Origin of the sequence: Actinoplanes sp. NPDC023801 (assembly GCF_040639655.1) — a bacterium.
Classification (GTDB): domain Bacteria; phylum Actinomycetota; class Actinomycetes; order Mycobacteriales; family Micromonosporaceae; genus Actinoplanes.
The window spans coordinates 190,224-205,666 of the sequence record NZ_JBFAAI010000009.1 but is presented as its reverse complement, the minus strand read 5'-3'; the positions used below and the strand labels follow the sequence as shown (position 1 = coordinate 205,666).

General features: G+C 70.5%; 20 protein-coding genes. 9 read left to right on the top strand and 11 right to left on the bottom strand.

What is annotated here, in order from left to right; translation table 11 throughout:
- Positions 1 to 135, bottom strand: coding sequence for a hypothetical protein (locus tag AB0G04_RS18900; protein WP_360983770.1), 135 nt, complete (start codon positions 133 to 135; stop codon positions 1 to 3).
- Between the two features lie 292 nt (positions 136 to 427).
- On the opposite strand from AB0G04_RS18900, the gene AB0G04_RS18895 reads away from it, so the two are divergent.
- Positions 428 to 754: a hypothetical protein gene (locus AB0G04_RS18895; RefSeq protein ID WP_360983767.1), complete on the top strand. Its 327-nt coding sequence runs from the start codon at positions 428 to 430 to the stop codon at positions 752 to 754.
- A gap of 108 nt (positions 755 to 862) precedes the next feature.
- Positions 863 to 1,840, top strand: a complete 978-nt coding sequence (locus AB0G04_RS18890; protein WP_360983763.1) for a LuxR C-terminal-related transcriptional regulator — start codon at positions 863 to 865, stop codon at positions 1,838 to 1,840.
- 51 nt (positions 1,841 to 1,891) lie between these two features.
- Here AB0G04_RS18890 and AB0G04_RS18885 read toward each other — a convergent pair whose 3' ends face one another.
- Genes AB0G04_RS18885 through AB0G04_RS18875 form a run of 3 tightly spaced genes read right to left on the bottom strand, consistent with a single transcriptional unit; the run spans position 1,892 to position 3,524 of the window.
- The gene (locus tag AB0G04_RS18885; RefSeq protein WP_360983760.1) at positions 1,892 to 2,470 is read right to left on the bottom strand and encodes a DUF3618 domain-containing protein; all 579 of its coding nucleotides are present in this window, start codon (positions 2,468 to 2,470) and stop codon (positions 1,892 to 1,894) included.
- On the bottom strand, positions 2,446 to 2,862 hold the full coding sequence (locus AB0G04_RS18880) for a phage holin family protein (protein ID WP_360983757.1): 417 nt from the start codon (positions 2,860 to 2,862) through the stop codon (positions 2,446 to 2,448). Before AB0G04_RS18880 ends, AB0G04_RS18885 begins: the two co-directional genes overlap by 25 nt.
- Entirely contained in the window at positions 2,859 to 3,524 is a 666-nt protein-coding gene (locus AB0G04_RS18875) for a hypothetical protein (RefSeq protein WP_360983754.1), read from the bottom strand. The genes AB0G04_RS18880 and AB0G04_RS18875 overlap by 4 nt, the downstream gene beginning before the upstream one ends.
- Positions 3,525 to 3,753: 229 nt before the next feature.
- Here AB0G04_RS18875 and AB0G04_RS18870 point away from each other — a divergent pair, with 229 nt between their 5' ends.
- Together AB0G04_RS18870 and AB0G04_RS18865 are read left to right on the top strand one after the other, a co-directional pair.
- Positions 3,754 to 5,412, top strand: a complete 1,659-nt coding sequence (locus tag AB0G04_RS18870; protein ID WP_360983751.1) for a glycoside hydrolase family 9 protein — start codon at positions 3,754 to 3,756, stop codon at positions 5,410 to 5,412.
- 126 nt (positions 5,413 to 5,538) lie between these two features.
- On the top strand, positions 5,539 to 6,069 hold the full coding sequence (locus AB0G04_RS18865; protein WP_360983748.1) for a hypothetical protein: 531 nt from the start codon (positions 5,539 to 5,541) through the stop codon (positions 6,067 to 6,069).
- Here the strand turns inward: AB0G04_RS18865 and AB0G04_RS18860 are convergent.
- Both AB0G04_RS18860 and AB0G04_RS18855 read right to left on the bottom strand, forming a co-directional pair.
- A complete protein-coding gene (locus tag AB0G04_RS18860; RefSeq protein WP_360983745.1) occupies positions 6,050 to 6,574 on the bottom strand; it encodes a hypothetical protein in 525 nt (174 codons plus the stop codon). The genes AB0G04_RS18865 and AB0G04_RS18860 overlap by 20 nt on opposite strands.
- A 181-nt stretch (positions 6,575 to 6,755) precedes the next feature.
- Entirely contained in the window at positions 6,756 to 7,400 is a 645-nt protein-coding gene (locus AB0G04_RS18855) for a GNAT family protein (RefSeq protein ID WP_360983742.1), read from the bottom strand.
- Positions 7,401 to 7,512: 112 nt separating this feature from the next.
- Between AB0G04_RS18855 and AB0G04_RS18850 the strand changes: the two genes are divergently transcribed.
- Both AB0G04_RS18850 and AB0G04_RS18845 read left to right on the top strand, forming a co-directional pair.
- The gene (locus AB0G04_RS18850; RefSeq protein ID WP_360983739.1) at positions 7,513 to 7,977 is read left to right on the top strand and encodes an SRPBCC family protein; all 465 of its coding nucleotides are present in this window, start codon (positions 7,513 to 7,515) and stop codon (positions 7,975 to 7,977) included.
- Between the two features lie 10 nt (positions 7,978 to 7,987).
- The gene (locus AB0G04_RS18845) at positions 7,988 to 8,647 is read left to right on the top strand and encodes an MSMEG_1061 family FMN-dependent PPOX-type flavoprotein (RefSeq protein ID WP_360983736.1); all 660 of its coding nucleotides are present in this window, start codon (positions 7,988 to 7,990) and stop codon (positions 8,645 to 8,647) included.
- Positions 8,648 to 8,664: 17 nt separating this feature from the next.
- Here the strand turns inward: AB0G04_RS18845 and AB0G04_RS18840 are convergent, their stop codons facing one another.
- Entirely contained in the window at positions 8,665 to 8,853 is a 189-nt protein-coding gene (locus AB0G04_RS18840; protein WP_360983733.1) for a hypothetical protein, read from the bottom strand.
- 338 nt (positions 8,854 to 9,191) lie between these two features.
- On the opposite strand from AB0G04_RS18840, the gene AB0G04_RS18835 reads away from it, so the two are divergent.
- Complete coding sequence (locus AB0G04_RS18835) at positions 9,192 to 9,671, top strand: NUDIX hydrolase (protein WP_360983730.1); 480 nt, start codon at positions 9,192 to 9,194, stop codon at positions 9,669 to 9,671.
- A gap of 156 nt (positions 9,672 to 9,827) precedes the next feature.
- Here AB0G04_RS18835 and AB0G04_RS18830 read toward each other — a convergent pair whose 3' ends face one another.
- From AB0G04_RS18830 to AB0G04_RS18820, 3 genes are all read right to left on the bottom strand, one after another.
- Entirely contained in the window at positions 9,828 to 10,295 is a 468-nt protein-coding gene (locus tag AB0G04_RS18830) for a hypothetical protein (RefSeq protein ID WP_360983727.1), read from the bottom strand.
- 50 nt (positions 10,296 to 10,345) lie between these two features.
- Entirely contained in the window at positions 10,346 to 11,587 is a 1,242-nt protein-coding gene (locus AB0G04_RS18825) for a SpoIIE family protein phosphatase (RefSeq protein ID WP_360983724.1), read from the bottom strand.
- Positions 11,588 to 11,970: 383 nt separating this feature from the next.
- Complete coding sequence (locus AB0G04_RS18820; protein ID WP_360983721.1) at positions 11,971 to 12,312, bottom strand: Imm51 family immunity protein; 342 nt, start codon at positions 12,310 to 12,312, stop codon at positions 11,971 to 11,973.
- A 233-nt stretch (positions 12,313 to 12,545) separates the two neighbouring features.
- On the opposite strand from AB0G04_RS18820, the gene AB0G04_RS18815 reads away from it, so the two are divergent.
- A complete protein-coding gene (locus AB0G04_RS18815; RefSeq protein WP_360983718.1) occupies positions 12,546 to 12,851 on the top strand; it encodes an antibiotic biosynthesis monooxygenase in 306 nt (101 codons plus the stop codon).
- Entirely contained in the window at positions 12,835 to 13,554 is a 720-nt protein-coding gene (locus AB0G04_RS18810; RefSeq protein WP_360983715.1) for a sigma factor, read from the top strand. The genes AB0G04_RS18815 and AB0G04_RS18810 overlap by 17 nt, the downstream gene beginning before the upstream one ends.
- 30 nt (positions 13,555 to 13,584) lie before the next feature.
- On the opposite strand, the gene AB0G04_RS18805 is transcribed toward AB0G04_RS18810, so the two are convergent.
- A complete protein-coding gene (locus AB0G04_RS18805; protein ID WP_360983712.1) occupies positions 13,585 to 15,132 on the bottom strand; it encodes a DNRLRE domain-containing protein in 1,548 nt (515 codons plus the stop codon).
- Positions 15,133 to 15,443 lie beyond the last annotated feature (311 nt).

Genomic DNA, 15,443 nt, shown 5'->3' with positions numbered 1-15,443 from the left:
TCAGCCCCAGATCAGACCGTTGGTGGACGCCGACGCCGCGGTGACCTCACCGGCGCCGGAGGCCAGGAGCACGACCGCACCGGCCAGGAGCAGGAAAGCGACGACGAGCGTGGCACGAGCGACCGAAAACGACATGGTGATACCCCCGGCTGATTGACCAAAATTGTTTCTCTGCGTCATTTCTGGCCGTTGCGGCCTGACAGCGAGAACTATTCCGAACCCCGCTGCGGGCGGAAAGGCCTGCGGAGTGTCCCGAACCGGCCTGGCCGGTTCCGGCCGCTGACCGGCGACTTCGGCCGGTTCCGGCCAGGCCGGAACCGGCCGGTCCGCCACTCTTTCGCCGTACGGCAAAGGCGTGGCGATAATGTGCGTCAAGCTGAAAGTCGCCCGGCACGGAGAAGGGCTTGAGCGAGTCCCGAGTTCAACGATGACGAAGAGGACCGAACAGATGCGACTGGCCCGTATCTCCCTCGCTCCGCGGCACGACGCGGCGGCCGGCGTCGACGCGGCCGCACTGGTCGACGCCACCTGGGCCGCGGTCCGCCCCGGTGACCCGGTCGAGCACGTGGTGGCCCGGGCCGTACCCGACGGTTTCGAGGTCGGCGTGTTCCTGCAGTCGGCGGATATCCCGGCCGGTCGCGACACCGCCCGCGCCCTGATGAGCCGGGTGCTGGCCAACTCCCCCACGATGCGCCAGTGGCGGATCGTCGCCGACGCCGACGTGCCGCTCGACAGCCTGCACCACGGCGGCTGACCCGGACACTGTCGGTTCCCGCATCATGGACAGACAGCAACCGCAACCGGCAATCGATGTTAGACCTGTCGTCGATAATCGATGTTCGACGTGCCACGGGGGCAATGCGTGCTTGACATTCTGGGCCTCGGGAACGACGCCGAGCAGGTCTATCGGCTGTTACTGAGCCACCCGCGCTGGGGTGTCGCTCAGCTCGTGGACCACCTGGCCACCGACGAGGACACCGTCCGGGCGGCCCTCGACGAACTGTTCGACCTCGCTCTGCTGCGCCACTCCTCCGAGCGTGAGGGCGAGTTGCGGGCGGTCAGCCCGACCGTCGGGCTGCAGTCGCTGCTGGCCCGCCAGCAGGCCGACGTCGAGCACCGCATGCAGCGCATCGCCGCCGGGCAGGCCGCGGTGGCGGCACTGCTCGCCGAATACAGCGACCGGCCGGCCACCGAGGAGGCGGTCGAGGCCGAACGCGTGATCGGCCCCGACGCCATCCAGAACCGGCTCGAGGAGCTCGGCCAGAGCCTGCGCGAGGAACTGCTCAGCATCGTGCCGTCGGTGCCGTCCGCCGCAGCCGTCGAGGCGGCCCGGCAGAACAACGCCGAACTGGTCGCCCGCCGGGTCACCATCCGGACCACCCTGCACGACTCCGCCCGGCGCGACCCGAACGCTGCCGGGTACGCGAAATCGCTAACCGACGCCGGCACCGAGGTACGCACCGCGCCGCTGCTGCCACCCCGCATGCTGATCTTCGACCGGTCGATCGCGGTCGTCCCGATCGACCCCGGCAACACCGCGCAGGGCATCCTGCAGCTGTCCGGCCGCGGTGTGGTGGCGTCCCTGGTCACCCTCTACGAGCAGGTGTGGCGTACCGCCGTCCCGCTCGGTGCCGCCGCCCGTGCCGTCGACGGGATCACCCCCGTCCAGCGTGAACTGCTGCAGCTGCTGGCCCAGGGTCACACCGACAGCTCGGCGGCCACCCGCCTCGGCATGTCCGAGCGCACCTGCCGCCGGGCCATGGCCGAACTGATGGAACGTCTCGGTGCCCGCAGCCGTTTCGAGGCCGGCCTGCTGGCCGCCCGCGAGGGCTGGATCTGACGTTCCGCTCCGACCGGCCGCGGCCGCGGCGGCCTCCGGGTCCGCGGGCTCCTACGGACTGCCGGCCACGGACTGTTTCGCCTGCTGTGCCGAGGACCGGACCTGCTTCTTCGAGGTGCTGGCGGCGTCCCGGGCCGTGCTCTTGATCTCGTCGACGGCATGCTCGACCGTACCGGCCAGATCGTCCCTGATGTCCGCCGTCAAGTCCTTGACCTTGTCGGTCAGATCGCCGCCGCCGTCTCTGAGCTGTTGGCCGGCCCGGCGTTCGGTGTCGCTGACCGGGATGAGGGTGGCGGCGAGCATGCCGGCGCCGAAGGCGATGATCCCGGCCGCCAGCGGGTTGCCCTGGGTCTGGGCGACCGCGGCCCGCGGAACACCGCGAACCGCGCCGGCCGCCTCCCCGAGATGGGCGGCCCCGTCCTGGACCGTGCTCCTCGCCGACGACGTCGAGTCACCGGCCACCTGCCGGACGTGATCGGCGCTGCCCATCACCCTGTCCTTCACCGAGTTCCAGCGGCGCTGCGCGATCCGGCCGGGGCTCGCCTTCTCGGCCAGCAGGTCGACGTCGCGGGTCAGCGAGGCCCTGGTGATCTCGATGTCTTGCCTCAGCCGTTCGGGTTCTTCAGCCATCGGGCGTCCTCCTTGAGCGTGTCGACGGTCCGATGCGGGACCGGGTCGACGGTCTTCAACCTGCCGCGTCCCTTGACGAACAGCACTGCCCCGGCGATCGCCCAAGCGGCGGCCACGATGAGCGCGGCCCAGCCGCCGTCCATGACATTGGCGAGGGCGAACACGGCGGCGAAGCTCAGCAGGACGACGGCGAGATAGCCGGCGAAGGCCGCGGCGCCGAGCATCCCGGCAGCCTGGCCCGCCTTCGACGCCTCCTGCTTGAGCTCGGCCTTGGCCAGCTCCACCTCTTGGCGGAACAACTGGGACAGGTCGTTGCTGATGTTGCCGATCAGCTCACCGATCGACGTCCCGGTGACCTCGTCGGCCCGGTGGTGGGGCGTGTGCGTGGTCACGGCCGCGCCATCCGGTGCTGCTGCAGGCGGGTGAACTCCTCCAGCAGGGTCTGCGGATCCGCGGTGGTGCCCGTGGCCGGTCCGGCGACGGCCCCGGCGTCGCTCGGGGCAGCACCCGGGGTGGCCGGGACGGCCGGTGCGGCCGGAGCACCGGCGCCGGCGTCGGCCTTGGCGACGCTCTTGCCCAGCCGGCCGACGACGAAGCCGGCCGCCAGGGCGGTCGCCAGGAACGCCCCGGGACGGCGCCGGGCGAAGTCCTCGACCTCCTGCAGGACGCCTTCGGGACCGTGCCGGTCCAGGTAGTCGGCGAGCTGGCGGCCGCCGTCGGCGACCCGGGCGACCACGGTCGCGGCCGGGGTCTGCTGCCGGTCGCCGCGCATCTCGTCGAGGTTGTCGGCGGCCTCCCGGATGAAGGTGACAAGCGTGTCGCTCTGGGTCCGGGCGTGCTCGCCGACCTTGTCCCGCACCTCGGCCACGATCGTGCGGACCTGTGCCTGCGCCTCCGCGCCGACCCGCTGCGCCTGTTCCCCGACGGTGTCCCTGACATCCGCCGCAGCGTGGGTGGCGGCTTCTTTGCCCTGCCCGATCACCTGTTTGACCGCGGACGTGCCGTTCGACCCCGCAGGGCCGGGCGCGTTCGCAACCCCCGTCGCTTTGCTCACCATGCCTCCTACCGAAGATCTGATCGCCCGCTGAATCCCCCGAGAAGCGGCTCCCAATCCCCTTCCACGACGATCTCCGCGAACGTCGGCGGCCCGCATCGACGCAGCTCAACGGGGCCGAGGAGGTGATCTCACGGACGGGATCGACGGGCGTGACGCCGGTGGCTTTTCAGCAGGGTCCATCGTGGCGGTTTGACAGCCGGCCCACCGACTGGGAGCGTTCCCAGACATGGCTTCCGTTGCCGTCTCCGCTTCCGTCGCCGTGAACCAGGTGGGCTATGTCCTGTCCGGCCCGAAGCGGGCCACTCTCGTCACCGGCGCACTCGAGCCGCTGCCCTGGCACCTCGCCGACGGCGCGGGCCGGATCGTCGCGACCGGCACGACCGGCCCACGCGGCACCGACGTTTCCTCCGGGCAGAACGTGCACACCATCGACTTCGGCACCCACCAGCGGGCCGGCACCGGGTTCACCCTGACCGCGGACGGTGCGACAAGCCACCCCTTCGCCATCAGCACGGACCTCTACCGCCCACTGCTCACCGATGCGATGAAGTTCTTCTACTGTCAGCGCAGCGGCATCGAGATCCGCGACGACCTGCGGCCCGGCTACGGCCGCCCCGCCGGGCATCCCGGCGACCGTGACGTGCCCTGCGCCCCGGACGCCGGCGACTACCGCCTCGACGTGCACGGCGGCTGGTACGACGCCGGCGACCACGGCAAGTACGTGGTCAACGGCGGAATCACGGTGTGGCAGCTGCTGCACGCCTTCGAGCACCGGCGCGGCCTCGACGACCTGCCGCTCGCCCTGCCGGAGAGCGGCAACGGCGTTCCGGACCTGCTCAACGAGGTGCGCTGGGAACTGGACTTCCTGCTGCGCATGCAGGCACCGGGCGGCATGGTGCACCACAAGATGCACGACCGCGCATGGACCGGCCTGCCGACCCTGCCGCACCTCGACCGGCAGCCACGCGAACTGCGCCCGGTGTCCACCGCGGCAACGCTGAATCTGGCCGCCGTGGCCGCCCAGGGGGCGCGGATCTACCGCAAGTACGACGCGGACTACGCGGACCGTCTGCTGACCGCCGCGCGGACCGCGTACGCGGCGGCCGGAGCCAACCCGATCCGGTACGCCCCGGTCGAGGACACCGTCGGCGGCGGCCCGTACAACGACGACGACGTACGCGACGAGTTCTACTGGGCCGCAGCCGAGCTGTACCTGACCACCGGCGAGCAGCCGTACGCCGACGCGGTGCTGGCCTCCCCGCTGCACACCGCGGACGTCTTCGGGCCGTACGCCTTCGACTGGGCGGCCACCGCGGCCGCCGCTCGCCTCGGCCTCGCTCTGACACCCAGCGCACTGCCCGGCCGCGCCGAGCTGTGCGCCTCGGTGGTCGCCGGCGCGGACCGGTACCTCGCCGTCCAGCGGGCCCACCCGTATGCGGTGACCTATTCGCCGCCGGGCAACCATTGGGACTGGGGCTCCAACAGCATGGTGCTGAACAACCTGGTCGTCCTGGCCGTGGCACATGACCTGACCGGCGAGCAGCGCTATCGCGACGGTGTCCTGGAAGGTCTCGACTACATCCTCGGCCGCAACGCTCTGAACCTGTCGTACGTCACCGGATACGGCACCGACTACGCCGAGAACCAGCACAGCCGCTGGTACGCCCACCAGCTCGACCCCAGCCTGCCGCATCCGCCGAAGGGCACCCTGGCCGGCGGGCCCAACTCCGGGCTGCAGGACGAGGTGGCGCAGGCCCGGCTGTCCGGGCGGGCAGGACAGCTCTGCTACATCGACGACATCAACTCCTGGTCGACCAACGAGCTGACCATCAACTGGAACGCGCCGCTGGTCTGGGTCGCGGCCTTCGCCGCCGAACACGGGTAGCCGTGTCGCACCGTCGTGCCGGTTCACCGCCCGCCTGAGATCGACAGTGCTGGACCCGCCGACCTACGGTACAGGTGTACAACGCGGCCGTCGTGCCCGTCCCGGCTTCAAGGAGCACATCCCCCCATGCGTCGTTTCCTGACCGCGGCCTTCCTCGTAACGATCGTCAGCGCCACCGGCGCATGCACCGGATCAGCCGGCGGCACCGCTTCACCGGGCACCTCCACCGCGACCGGTGCCCCGGCGGCGGCACCGTCGGCGAGTGTGTCGGCGCCGGGCGGGGGAACCGCGGTGGCGGGCAACAGCAAGGAGGTCTGCACCGCGGCCAAGACCCTGATCAACGACTCCGACCTCGACGCGCTCGGCCAGCAGCTCGGCAACCTCGTCACCGCCCACCGGACGAACAACGCCGACGCCCGGGCGGCGGCGGAGACCGCCGTCAGGACCCAGGCCGGTACGTGGGCGCAACAGCTCGCCGACCTGCAGAAGCAAGCCGACGACCCGGGGCTGCGCACGACGCTCGGCGACCTGTCGACGGCGCTGACCGCGCTCGGCTCGAAGGAGTCACTGGCCGACGTCAACTCCGCGGAGCAGGCCGGTCTGGCCATCCTCACGCTCGGCACCGGGCTGGACAACCTCAAGAAGGCGTGCGGCTGACGGCGTCCGACCGGCCACGGCGGGGGTCAGCCCGGATCGCCGTCGCGCTCGCTGCGCCTTGTCTCCCGATCGATCTCGGCCTGCTCACGGTCGATCCGGCTCGCCCCGGCCGACAACGCGGTACCGGACCGCTCCAGCCGGGCCCGGGACCGCTCCAGCCGGGCCCGGGACCGCTCCAGGTCCTCGATTCCCGGGCGATCGCGTCCCGGGTGGCCTGGAGCCGGTCACCGCTCGTCATCCGCAGCCGTCGTTCGCGTTCGCTGAGTTGCTGCTCCCACGTGTCGAGGCGCTGCTCCCGGACGTCGGCGCGCGATTCGTGGGTATCGGCGGTGCGGTCCCGCTCATCGGCGAACCCGTCCCGCTCATCGGCGACACGATCGCGCACGTCGGCGAGCCTGTCCCGCTCGTCGGCGGCGCGGGCGCGATGTTCCGGTGTCTGCCCGTGCGCCTGCTGGTCGTCCTGGTCGCGCCTGGGACCGCCGGTGTTCGTGTCTGTCGGGTCCATGGGGTCAACGCTAAGCCGCGCGGCGCCGTCCGGCACCCGCGAAATCCGACGATGCCGGAACCGGCCGAGGTGCCCGCCTCGGCGGTCAGGGTGGTCGGCCGGCGCGCCCAGCCCGGACCAGGACCCCCCGAACCTGCCGTGCTACGGGTGATCGGCACCCTGGATTCGTGCCGGGCCGGTCCTAGTCGATGCCCAGGACGGGCAGGCACTGCTTGACGCCGGTCAGCTCGATGTCGTCGCGCCGGCTTCGTTCCCAGCGGTCGCGGGTGAGCCGCCACTGCTGGATCTGTGCGGGCTCGCCACGGCGGGTGTCCCAGTCCGTGCCGTTCGGCTCGTAGCCCAGGGCGCGGGAAATGCCGTTGGAAGCCTCGTTGTCCACGAAGGCGTCGCTGCCGGCCTCGCGTGCGTCCAGCCCGGCGAAGGCCAGGTGCAGGATCGCCGTACGCATCTCCTTGCCGAGCCCCTGTCCACGGTGGCCGGGAGCCAGCCACGAGAAGCTGGTCACCGTACCGAAGCGGGTGAAGTCCCGGCCGATGAGATCCTGCATGCCGACCGGCTCGCCGTCGACCAGTACGGCGAAGTAAAGCCGCCACGCATCCGGGGTCATCCGGCCGCGACCGGTCCAGATGCCGCGCAGCCATCGCCATTCACGTTCCGGGCTGTCGGCGTAGAACGAGATCGGATCGTCGAACGGCCACGGCTCGGCGTCGGCGATCCCGGCCCGCACGAGTGGTACGAGACGTTCCAGCAACTCGTCGGACGCGCCGGCCAGCGTGAGCCGCGGCGTGCGGACCTCGACGTTCAGCGGCGGATAGGTGTGAGCCACGCCCGGACGCTAGCCAGCCGGCCCGGCCCCTGCATCCGAATTTCGCTGACGCCGGGGGGCCGTCCGGAGTACGGGGCAGCCGGATCCGCCGGTCCCGTGCTGAGATGGCGAGGTGACCAGCAACCCTGAACCCGGCCGGATCGTGAGCGCCGGCCGCGACATCGCCGCGCCGGCCGACGACATCTTCGAACTCATCGCCGACCCGTCGCAGCAACCTCTCTGGGACGGCAACGACAACCTGTCCGAGGCTCCCGCCGGGCAGCGGGTGCGTGCCGCCGGTGAAGTTTTCGTCATGTCGACGACCAGCCAGAACGTACGGGAGAACCATGTGGTCGAGTTCGTGGAGGGGCGCCGCATCGCGTGGCGGCCCGCCGAGCCGGGCCAGCCCGCACCCGGCCATCTGTGGCGATGGGAGCTCGAACCGATCGACTCCGCACACACCCGGGTCACCCACACGTACGACTGGACCGAGCTGACCGATGAGAAACGTGTGCCCCGCGCCCGGGCGACCACCGCGGACAAGCTGAAGGCCTCACTGGACAGGCTGGCGGCCCTTGCCGAACAGCCGGTCGATTAGGGTCGATGGCATGACAGCAGACATCGCCACCAGTGCTTTCGATTCGCTGCTCGTCGACGCCGTGCCGGACCGGGAGGCGCTGCGCCGGATCTATGACTCGCCGAACGACGCCGCCGTACGCAAGCAGATGACCGAACTCACCGAGCAGACCCGGCAGCTGATCGCGTGCGCGTCGCTGGTCCTGGTCGCCAGCGTCGACGCCGAGGGCAACTGCGACGTCTCCCCGCGTGGCGGCCCCGCCGGATTCGTCTCCGTCCTGGACTCACGTACCGTGGCCATCCCGGACGCGACCGGTAACAAGCGTCTGGACAACCTGGAGAACGTCATCGCCACCGGGCGGGCCGGGCTGCTCTTCATCATCCCGGGACGCACCACGACGCTGAGGCTGAACGGCCGGGCCTGCGTGTCCACCCGGCCCGATCTGCTGTCGCAGCTGACCGCCGTGGGCAAGCCACCGGCGAGCGCTCTGGTGGTGGGGATCGACGAGGTCTACCCGCACTGTCCCAAGTCGCTGATTCGTGGCGGGGTGTGGAAGCCGGAGCAGTGGCTGCCGGCCGACGCCCAGCCCACCTCGGCCGAGGTGACGCTGGCGCAGCTGCGGATGCCGGGACTGACGATCGCCGACATCCAGCAGACGGAGGCGGACGCGTTGAGGTACCGCTACGAGTGACCCGTGGCGTCAGCCGCTTACGCGCTGCTGTCGCCGATGACCCGCCCGCCGAGTCCGGAGCGGGTCGTGGGCTGGCCGACCAGCTCGACGAGGATCTCGTCGCGACGGTCGTCGCCGAACACCGCCGCGACGGCGTCGGTGAGCGCGGAGACGAGCCGGGCGATCACCGTGGCCGCGTCGGCCCGCGCGAACACCTCTTCACGCATGCCGAATACGACCGACGGCGCCGCCGCGACCACCGGTACCCCGCCGCGGGTCCACCGCCGGCCGGAATGCCGATGAGCCGTACGTCGACCGATCCGCGGACCCACTCGCCGTACACGGAGACGACGGCGTCGGTCAGTTCCCCGGCCGCGAGGGGTTCACGCCCGGCGAGATCGTCCTCGAGCGCGTAGAGCGTCACGTGCGGCATCGGCGCCTCCTCGACCCGCGGCGAGCGGACAGCATAAACCGGCACTCCGCTGGCGGCCGAGAGCGAGCGCTCACTGCGCACAGCATCCTAGGAGGATAGTTCACCACCGGCGGGTCGGCTACCGTCATCCCGGTGAGTACCTGGATCGAACCCGACCAGTGGTATGCGCAGCTCCCCAGCTTCTACGCGACCACTGCGGCCTTGATCACCGAAGCTGCCACCGGCCGGGTGCTGCTGGTGAAACCGACTTACCGCGACCACTGGGCACTACCCGGCGGCTATCTCGACGCCGGCGAATACCCCCAGGACGGATGCGCTCGGGAACTCCACGAAGAACTCGGCCTCCACCTCGATGTCGGCGCGCTGCTCGTAGTCGACTGGGCGCCGCCCGCAGAGCCACGGCCACGCGCGCTCATCAGCATGACCTTCGACGCCGGGACACTGTCCGCCTCCACCCCGCTACGGCTACCCGCCGACGAACTGTCCGCCTACGAGTTCCTCGATCCGGGCGTCGCTGCCGCCCGGCTACCGGCCGATGTCGCCCCGCGCATCGCCGCAGCCATCGAAGCGCGCCGCACCGGACGAGCCGCGTACCTCGGCGGGACGAAGTAGAACTACTGGGGTGTCACCACGCGATGCTTCGTGCCGTGAACAGCATTCCGCAAGTACTGATATCCGGGGCTGCCGGTATCCGCAGGCCCCTCCGTGCACCGGTTCCGCACGCGCCCTCAATCCACGGTTGAACGAGCTCACTGTCGTGCCCCCGCCTCAGAACTCCGGGTCCCGCAGGCCGCGGCTCAGCACCAGGATGCCGCCGCCGAGCGCCAGCGGTGCCCCGGTCAGGAAGGCAATGTGGCCGGGTGAACCGGCCTGGTCGTCGGACTCGTCGGGGTCGCCGTTCGCCGCGGCGATCCCGTCCACCAGGTCCTCGATCAGGGTCTCGTCCTCGTCGGTCAGGCCGTCCTCGTCGTCACCGAGCTCCTGCGCCAGCGCGTACACCCGCTCCTTCTCGGCCACGGTGAACGGCGAGGGCGAATCGCGGCCGTCGTCAGGGCCGATGCACATGAGTGAAAGGCCGGTCCGCGAGTCGATGTTGATGCCGTCCTTGGCGCAGCCGTCGCCGGACTCGGCGATGTTGACGCTGTAGGCGCTGGTCGCGTCGATGGTGAGGGCGAGTCCGATGCCGGTCAGGAGAAGGCCGGCACCCAACACGTACAACCGCGGCGGAATCGACATCCGTTCATCCTGGCCCCTCCGGACCGGGCGGGCCAGGCGTCGCCGGAGACTCACGTCGCGGCGGGGACCTGACCAGCCGATGTCAGGGACAACGCCATCAGTGCCACGTCGTCGTCGAGTCGCTCGAAGGAGCCGAGAAGGCCCGTCAGCGCCTCGATCCCGGCGGACGCGGTGGTGGGCGCCGAGCGGGTGAGGAAGGCCTGTAACGCGTCCTCGCCGTAGCGGTCCCCACCCCGGCCGGGGCGGGCTTCGAGCAGTCCGTCGCTGTAGAGGATCAACGTGTCGCCGGGTGCCATGGTGAACGTCCGCGTCGCGATGCGCGGATCGCGGAGACCGCCGATCAGGGTGCCGCCCGTGGTCGGCTGCCACTCGGCGGTGCCGTCGGCCCGCAGCAGCATGGGAGCGGGATGCCCGCCGCCGGCGATGGTGATCGAACAGCCGGCCGCGGTGGGGGTGAGGGTCCCGAGAATCACTGTGCAATGCCGGTGCGACGGGCTCTGATAGCCCTGGTAGAGAACATCGTTGAGGTGTGTCAGCACGGCCGCGGGGTCCGGCTCGTAGGCTGAGGCGGTGCGCAGGGTGTAGCGGGCGGCCGAGGAGGTGGCCGCGGCGGCGAGGCCCTTGCCGCACACGTCACCGAGGAAAAAGCCCCACCGGTTGCCGGCAAGCGGGAACAGGTCGTAGAAATCTCCGCCGATCCGGTCGGCGGACGCCATGTGGTAGTAGGCGGCGGCCCGCATGTGCGGTGGTGCCGGCAGGTCATCCGGCAGCAGGCTGCGCTGCAGCCCGGCGATCAACCCGCGCAGGCGTTCCCGCTCGGCCTCGGCCTCCCGGCGGGCATGCAGAAGCTCCTGTTCGTACGCGCGTCGCTCGCGGGCGTCGAAGACGGTGGTGCGGATCAGCAGCGGCTGGCCGTCGGCGCCGGTCTTGACTGAGAAGGTGACGAGCACCGGCAGCCGGGAGCCGTCCTTGCCCTTGAGATCCAGAGCGATCCCGTTGACCTCGCCCTGCATCCGCAGCAGCGGCGCGATGTGGGTCTCGTGATAGAGCCGCCCGCCGACGGTGAGCAGATCCGTGAACCGCCGGTGGCCGACGAGTTCGTCGCGGGAGTAGCCCAGCCAGCCGAGCAACGTCGTGTTGATCTTCGCGATCGTGCCGTCCAGCAACATCGACAGGTTGCCACACGGCGCGGTGTCGTACAGATCGTCGATGTCATCCTCCAGCATCGCCGGGAACGCCGACGCCCGCACCGGCTCGCAGCGCGGGCCGAGGCGCGGCGGCGGTTCACTCATCGGGGGCCGGCCAACGGTGCGCTCAGCCGCCGGCGGTGCCCGCCGTTCTCAACGGTGGACAACCGGCCGGCCGCGGTCCGTGACGCTGACGATGCTGAATGCCCGAACGTTCATGCCGGTAGTGTCGCACCTTCGGCCACCGGGACTAACGGCCGGTCAGGGCAGTTGCCGAACACAACTCGATCGAGACCGGGGACGCGGCGCCGGTATCCGCGACGACATCGCCGGTGGCCGTCCGACCACGGGGAGGAGTCCACCGATGGCTTTCGAACTCATCTACGAGACCCACGCGATCACCACGGACAACGAAGCCGGCTTCGCCACCGGCTGGCTGCCCGGGCAGTTGTCGGACACGGGACGGCGACCTCAATGACCCCCGGCGCTCAGTCGAGGGTCGCTTCGGTGATGAGCCGGGCGAGCAGCGTACGGTCGTGGAACGCCTCGTGCAGGCGCTCGGCGAGCCGGCGTACCGCTGCGGGGTCGGAACTTCCGGCGACGAACGTCCCACTTTCGGAACCGAACCAGATCAGATCCGCGAGTTCTGGCATCTCGGTGTCGATCAGCCACCCGGCCAGGCTCTCCCATCCGTGCCCGTTGCTCTCGGCACCGCGATCGGCGAATACGTCCTCGACCTGCTCCATGTCGCCGTCGAAGAGCCAGAGTTGCTGTGTCGCGTCATCGGAGGTGTCGATCCTGAAGGGAAACAGTGAGAGGTCCTCGGTCACGTCGGCATGGTAGGTCCCGGTGGGAACAAATGATCAGGAAGGGGGCCGACCCAGCGGGCCGCCGCGTCCATCAGCGCGCGGCGAGGACGAAGGCGGCAGCGAAAACTACCGGAGAGGGAGGCACGCGATGGACCGTTTGTGACCGGGGACACATCGCTGGCATGTCACAGCGGGACCGCCGAGGATCTCTCATCTGCTGTCACCGGATCGTCCGGCGGCGGAAGGAGTCGATCATGACGGCGATGGAGCTGGCCCGGTTCACCGTGGATCCCGACGACGCGGACGCGATGCTCGCGGCGCATCCCGCCATGCTGCGGGCGCTGCGCGAACGCTTCGACGGGTTCGAGTCCCTGCAACTGGTGCGGCTGGACGAGAGGACCTGGCTCGACGTGGTGCGGTGGGCCGATCGCGCGGCGGCGGACCGGGCGGCGGCGACGATCGGTGAGGTGCCTGAATGCCGGGCGGCGTTCGCGTACATCAAGGAGGTCGTCGCCATGGAGCACGGCGAGATCCGGTTCGCGGGTGACCGTGTCTCCTGAGAGCGTGACAGCGGACGGCGGGCCGGACCTGGAGGGTCTCGCCCGCCGGGCCGTCGCCGGGGACGCACGGGCCCTGGAGGAGCTGTGCCGCGGCCTGCAGGACCTGATCTTCCGGCTGGCGTTGCGGTTCTCCTCCGACCCGGAGGCGGCAGCCGACGCCACCCAGGAGATCCTGATCCTGGTCGTCACCCATCTCGCCGAGTTCGAAGGCCGGTCGAAGCTGACCACCTGGGTGTACACGATCGCGTCCCGGCATCTGCTGCGGACCGTCCGGGGCCCCGTGGAGGTCAGCGTCGCCGGCCCCGAGCCGTTCGCCGACTGGCTCGACCGTAACCTGGCTCCGGAACCGTTCACGCACCACGACGAGGCGGAATACCGGCTGCTCGCCGGTGAGGTCCGGCTGGCGTGCACGTACGGCATGCTGCTGGTGCTGTCCCGGCCGCTGCGGCTGGCGTACCTCGAGCATCGCCTACGGGATCCTCGACCCCCGCCGGCCGGTCTTCAGTGTCCTGCCCGGCGCGAACGGCCCTGTCCCGGCCGGAACCCTGGCCGAGGCGGCCCGGGAACTCGACCTGGCATGCGCCATAGCCGAGGGATACCGGGCCGGACCGCGGTTCCGGGCACCCGGCCGGGTGTGGCAGACGCTGCAGGAGGCGTGCCCCGCCCTTACCAGATGAGTTCCCGCCGGGAAGGGGCACCCTGACGTACGGGGGCGGCCGGGGTACAGCAGCGATCAGCCGAGCTTCACGTTGAAGATCGGGGCGGCGGCCAGCTTCTTGAACGAGGCGAGACCGGCCGGGGTGCTGTCGATGCTGATGTCACGGTTGCCCTCATCGTCGGCCTTGGTGTCGAAGTGGACGACCGCCTTGATCGCGGGCCGCTTCACCAGCTCGGGCAGGACGCTGTTGTACACGGCGGACTTGTCGGTGAGGTTGCCGATGCGGTGGTAGCCGCCCCACTCAGCGATCATGATCGGCTTGCCGGCGTGCTTGGTGGTCGCCCAGTCGTAGAAGCCCAGGCCGCCGCCCTTGGGCTTACGGTCCAGCAGGTCGGCGAACGTCCCGTAGTGGTAGTAGCCCTTCTCCACCGAGACGTACGAGTCCAGGCCGATCCAGTCGACGACGTCGTCGCCCGGGTAGAGGTCCTTCCACCAGGACTGCGCCATCCACCTCTCGTTGCCCATGTACGCCACGACGTTGACCACGTTCGTCGCGCCGTGCTTGCGCAGGCGCTCGATGGTGTGCCGGTACATCGCGGCGTAGTCCTTGGCCTCCCAGCCCGAGCCGGCACGTGCGACGACGTCGTTCTCCGGCTCGTGGTGCAGCACGAGGAACGTCTTCTTGCCGTAGGCCTTGACCCGGGCGGCGAACGCGTCGATCCGCTTGTCCTGCTCACCCGCGGCGACCTTGGCCCAGGTGGAGCCGTACGCGATCTTCCAGTTCAGCAGCAGCACCCGCGGGTTCGCGGCGTCCTGGGTCATGGCGATCTCGGCCTTGGTCGGGAACGCCTCGTCGCCGCGGTGGTACGTGTGGAAGATCGTCGCGGTACGTCCGCTCAGCTTCTCCCAGTTCTTGTGCTCCACGTCGCGGGGCTTGCTGGTGAACCCGCCGGCGGCGCCGCCCCAGAGCACACCGCAGGACGGCACGAGCTTCGCGCCGGTGACGCAGTGGGAGTGATCACCGGAGGTGACCGGGCCGGCCGGCTCGGCGGGGGCTGCGGCACCGGCCGTGATGACGAGCTGGGGGCCGCCGCCGGCGGTGTTCTCGGCCGACCGGAAACGCACGACACCATCGGTGAGCGAGGACGTCAGGGCGAACGAGTAGGTACCCGGGCCGGCGACCTCGTGGCTCAGGTCGAAACCGACGCGGGTGTCGGCCGCCTTCGGGGTCACCGACGCGACCGGCGGGCCGGGCTGGGGCGCGTTGCCGGACGTCAGGCCGGCCTCGGTCCAGGAGTTGCCGACGCGGGAGACGGTGATCCTCCCGGCCGGGGTGCTGAACGGGCGCAGGAAGAGCACCGTCTTGCGGGCGTCGATGCCGGGCGGGACGGTGAACTTGACGAACACCGTCTTCGTGTCGGCACCCAGCCTGCCCAGGGCGAGTTTGTCGTCCGAGCCGAACGCGGTGCCGGATCGGCTGCTGGAGATGTAGCTGTCGTCAGTGGCCTCGACGGTCAGCGTCACGTCGGCCGCGACCGCGGCGCCCGGCACCATGACGGCGGCGGCACCGGCGAGCACGGCGGTCAGAGCTGTCACCGGTTTCGGCAGCTTGGCGCGGCGCATGTGAGACTCTCCCCCGGTTGTCCGGCCATCGTCGGCCGGGCCTGCGTGAGAGATTTCCGGTGTACGGGTGCACGCCGCGTATCCGTAAGGGTTCCGCCCGGTTGCGGGGTCGCTCCACTGTTCACCTGCCGCGCTCCCACCCCGGCTGCGGGCCGCGCAGGACTCGAGCCGCGGGTGTCGAGGACCCCAGCGCCGGGCCGTGTCGGTGAACCGACGAAGAAATACCACTCAGGAGTGGACCGCGCACCCGTGGGTTAAGTAGGCCGGAGAGCTTGATGGCCGGCGGTGCGAGCGGCCCGCGCAGAGGCGCC

Bases quoted from the DNA above. Each gene is read 5' to 3' on its own strand.
- AB0G04_RS18900 (WP_360983770.1), bottom strand. From the start codon at position 135: ATGTCGTTTTCGGTCGCTCGTGCCACGCTCGTCGTCGCTTTCCTGCTC.
- AB0G04_RS18895 (WP_360983767.1), top strand. From the start codon at position 428: ATGACGAAGAGGACCGAACAGATGCGACTGGCCCGTATCTCCCTCGCT.
- AB0G04_RS18885 (WP_360983760.1), bottom strand. From the start codon at position 2,470: ATGGCTGAAGAACCCGAACGGCTGAGGCAAGACATCGAGATCACCAGG.
- AB0G04_RS18870 (WP_360983751.1), top strand. From the start codon at position 3,754: ATGGCTTCCGTTGCCGTCTCCGCTTCCGTCGCCGTGAACCAGGTGGGC.
- AB0G04_RS18865 (WP_360983748.1), top strand. From the start codon at position 5,539: ATGCGTCGTTTCCTGACCGCGGCCTTCCTCGTAACGATCGTCAGCGCC.
- AB0G04_RS18860 (WP_360983745.1), bottom strand. From the start codon at position 6,574: ATGGACCCGACAGACACGAACACCGGCGGTCCCAGGCGCGACCAGGAC.
- AB0G04_RS18845 (WP_360983736.1), top strand. From the start codon at position 7,988: ATGACAGCAGACATCGCCACCAGTGCTTTCGATTCGCTGCTCGTCGAC.
- AB0G04_RS18840 (WP_360983733.1), bottom strand. From the start codon at position 8,853: ATGCGTGAAGAGGTGTTCGCGCGGGCCGACGCGGCCACGGTGATCGCC.
- AB0G04_RS18830 (WP_360983727.1), bottom strand. From the start codon at position 10,295: ATGTCGATTCCGCCGCGGTTGTACGTGTTGGGTGCCGGCCTTCTCCTG.
- AB0G04_RS18825 (WP_360983724.1), bottom strand. From the start codon at position 11,587: ATGAGTGAACCGCCGCCGCGCCTCGGCCCGCGCTGCGAGCCGGTGCGG.
- AB0G04_RS18815 (WP_360983718.1), top strand. From the start codon at position 12,546: ATGACGGCGATGGAGCTGGCCCGGTTCACCGTGGATCCCGACGACGCG.
- AB0G04_RS18805 (WP_360983712.1), bottom strand. From the start codon at position 15,132: ATGCGCCGCGCCAAGCTGCCGAAACCGGTGACAGCTCTGACCGCCGTG.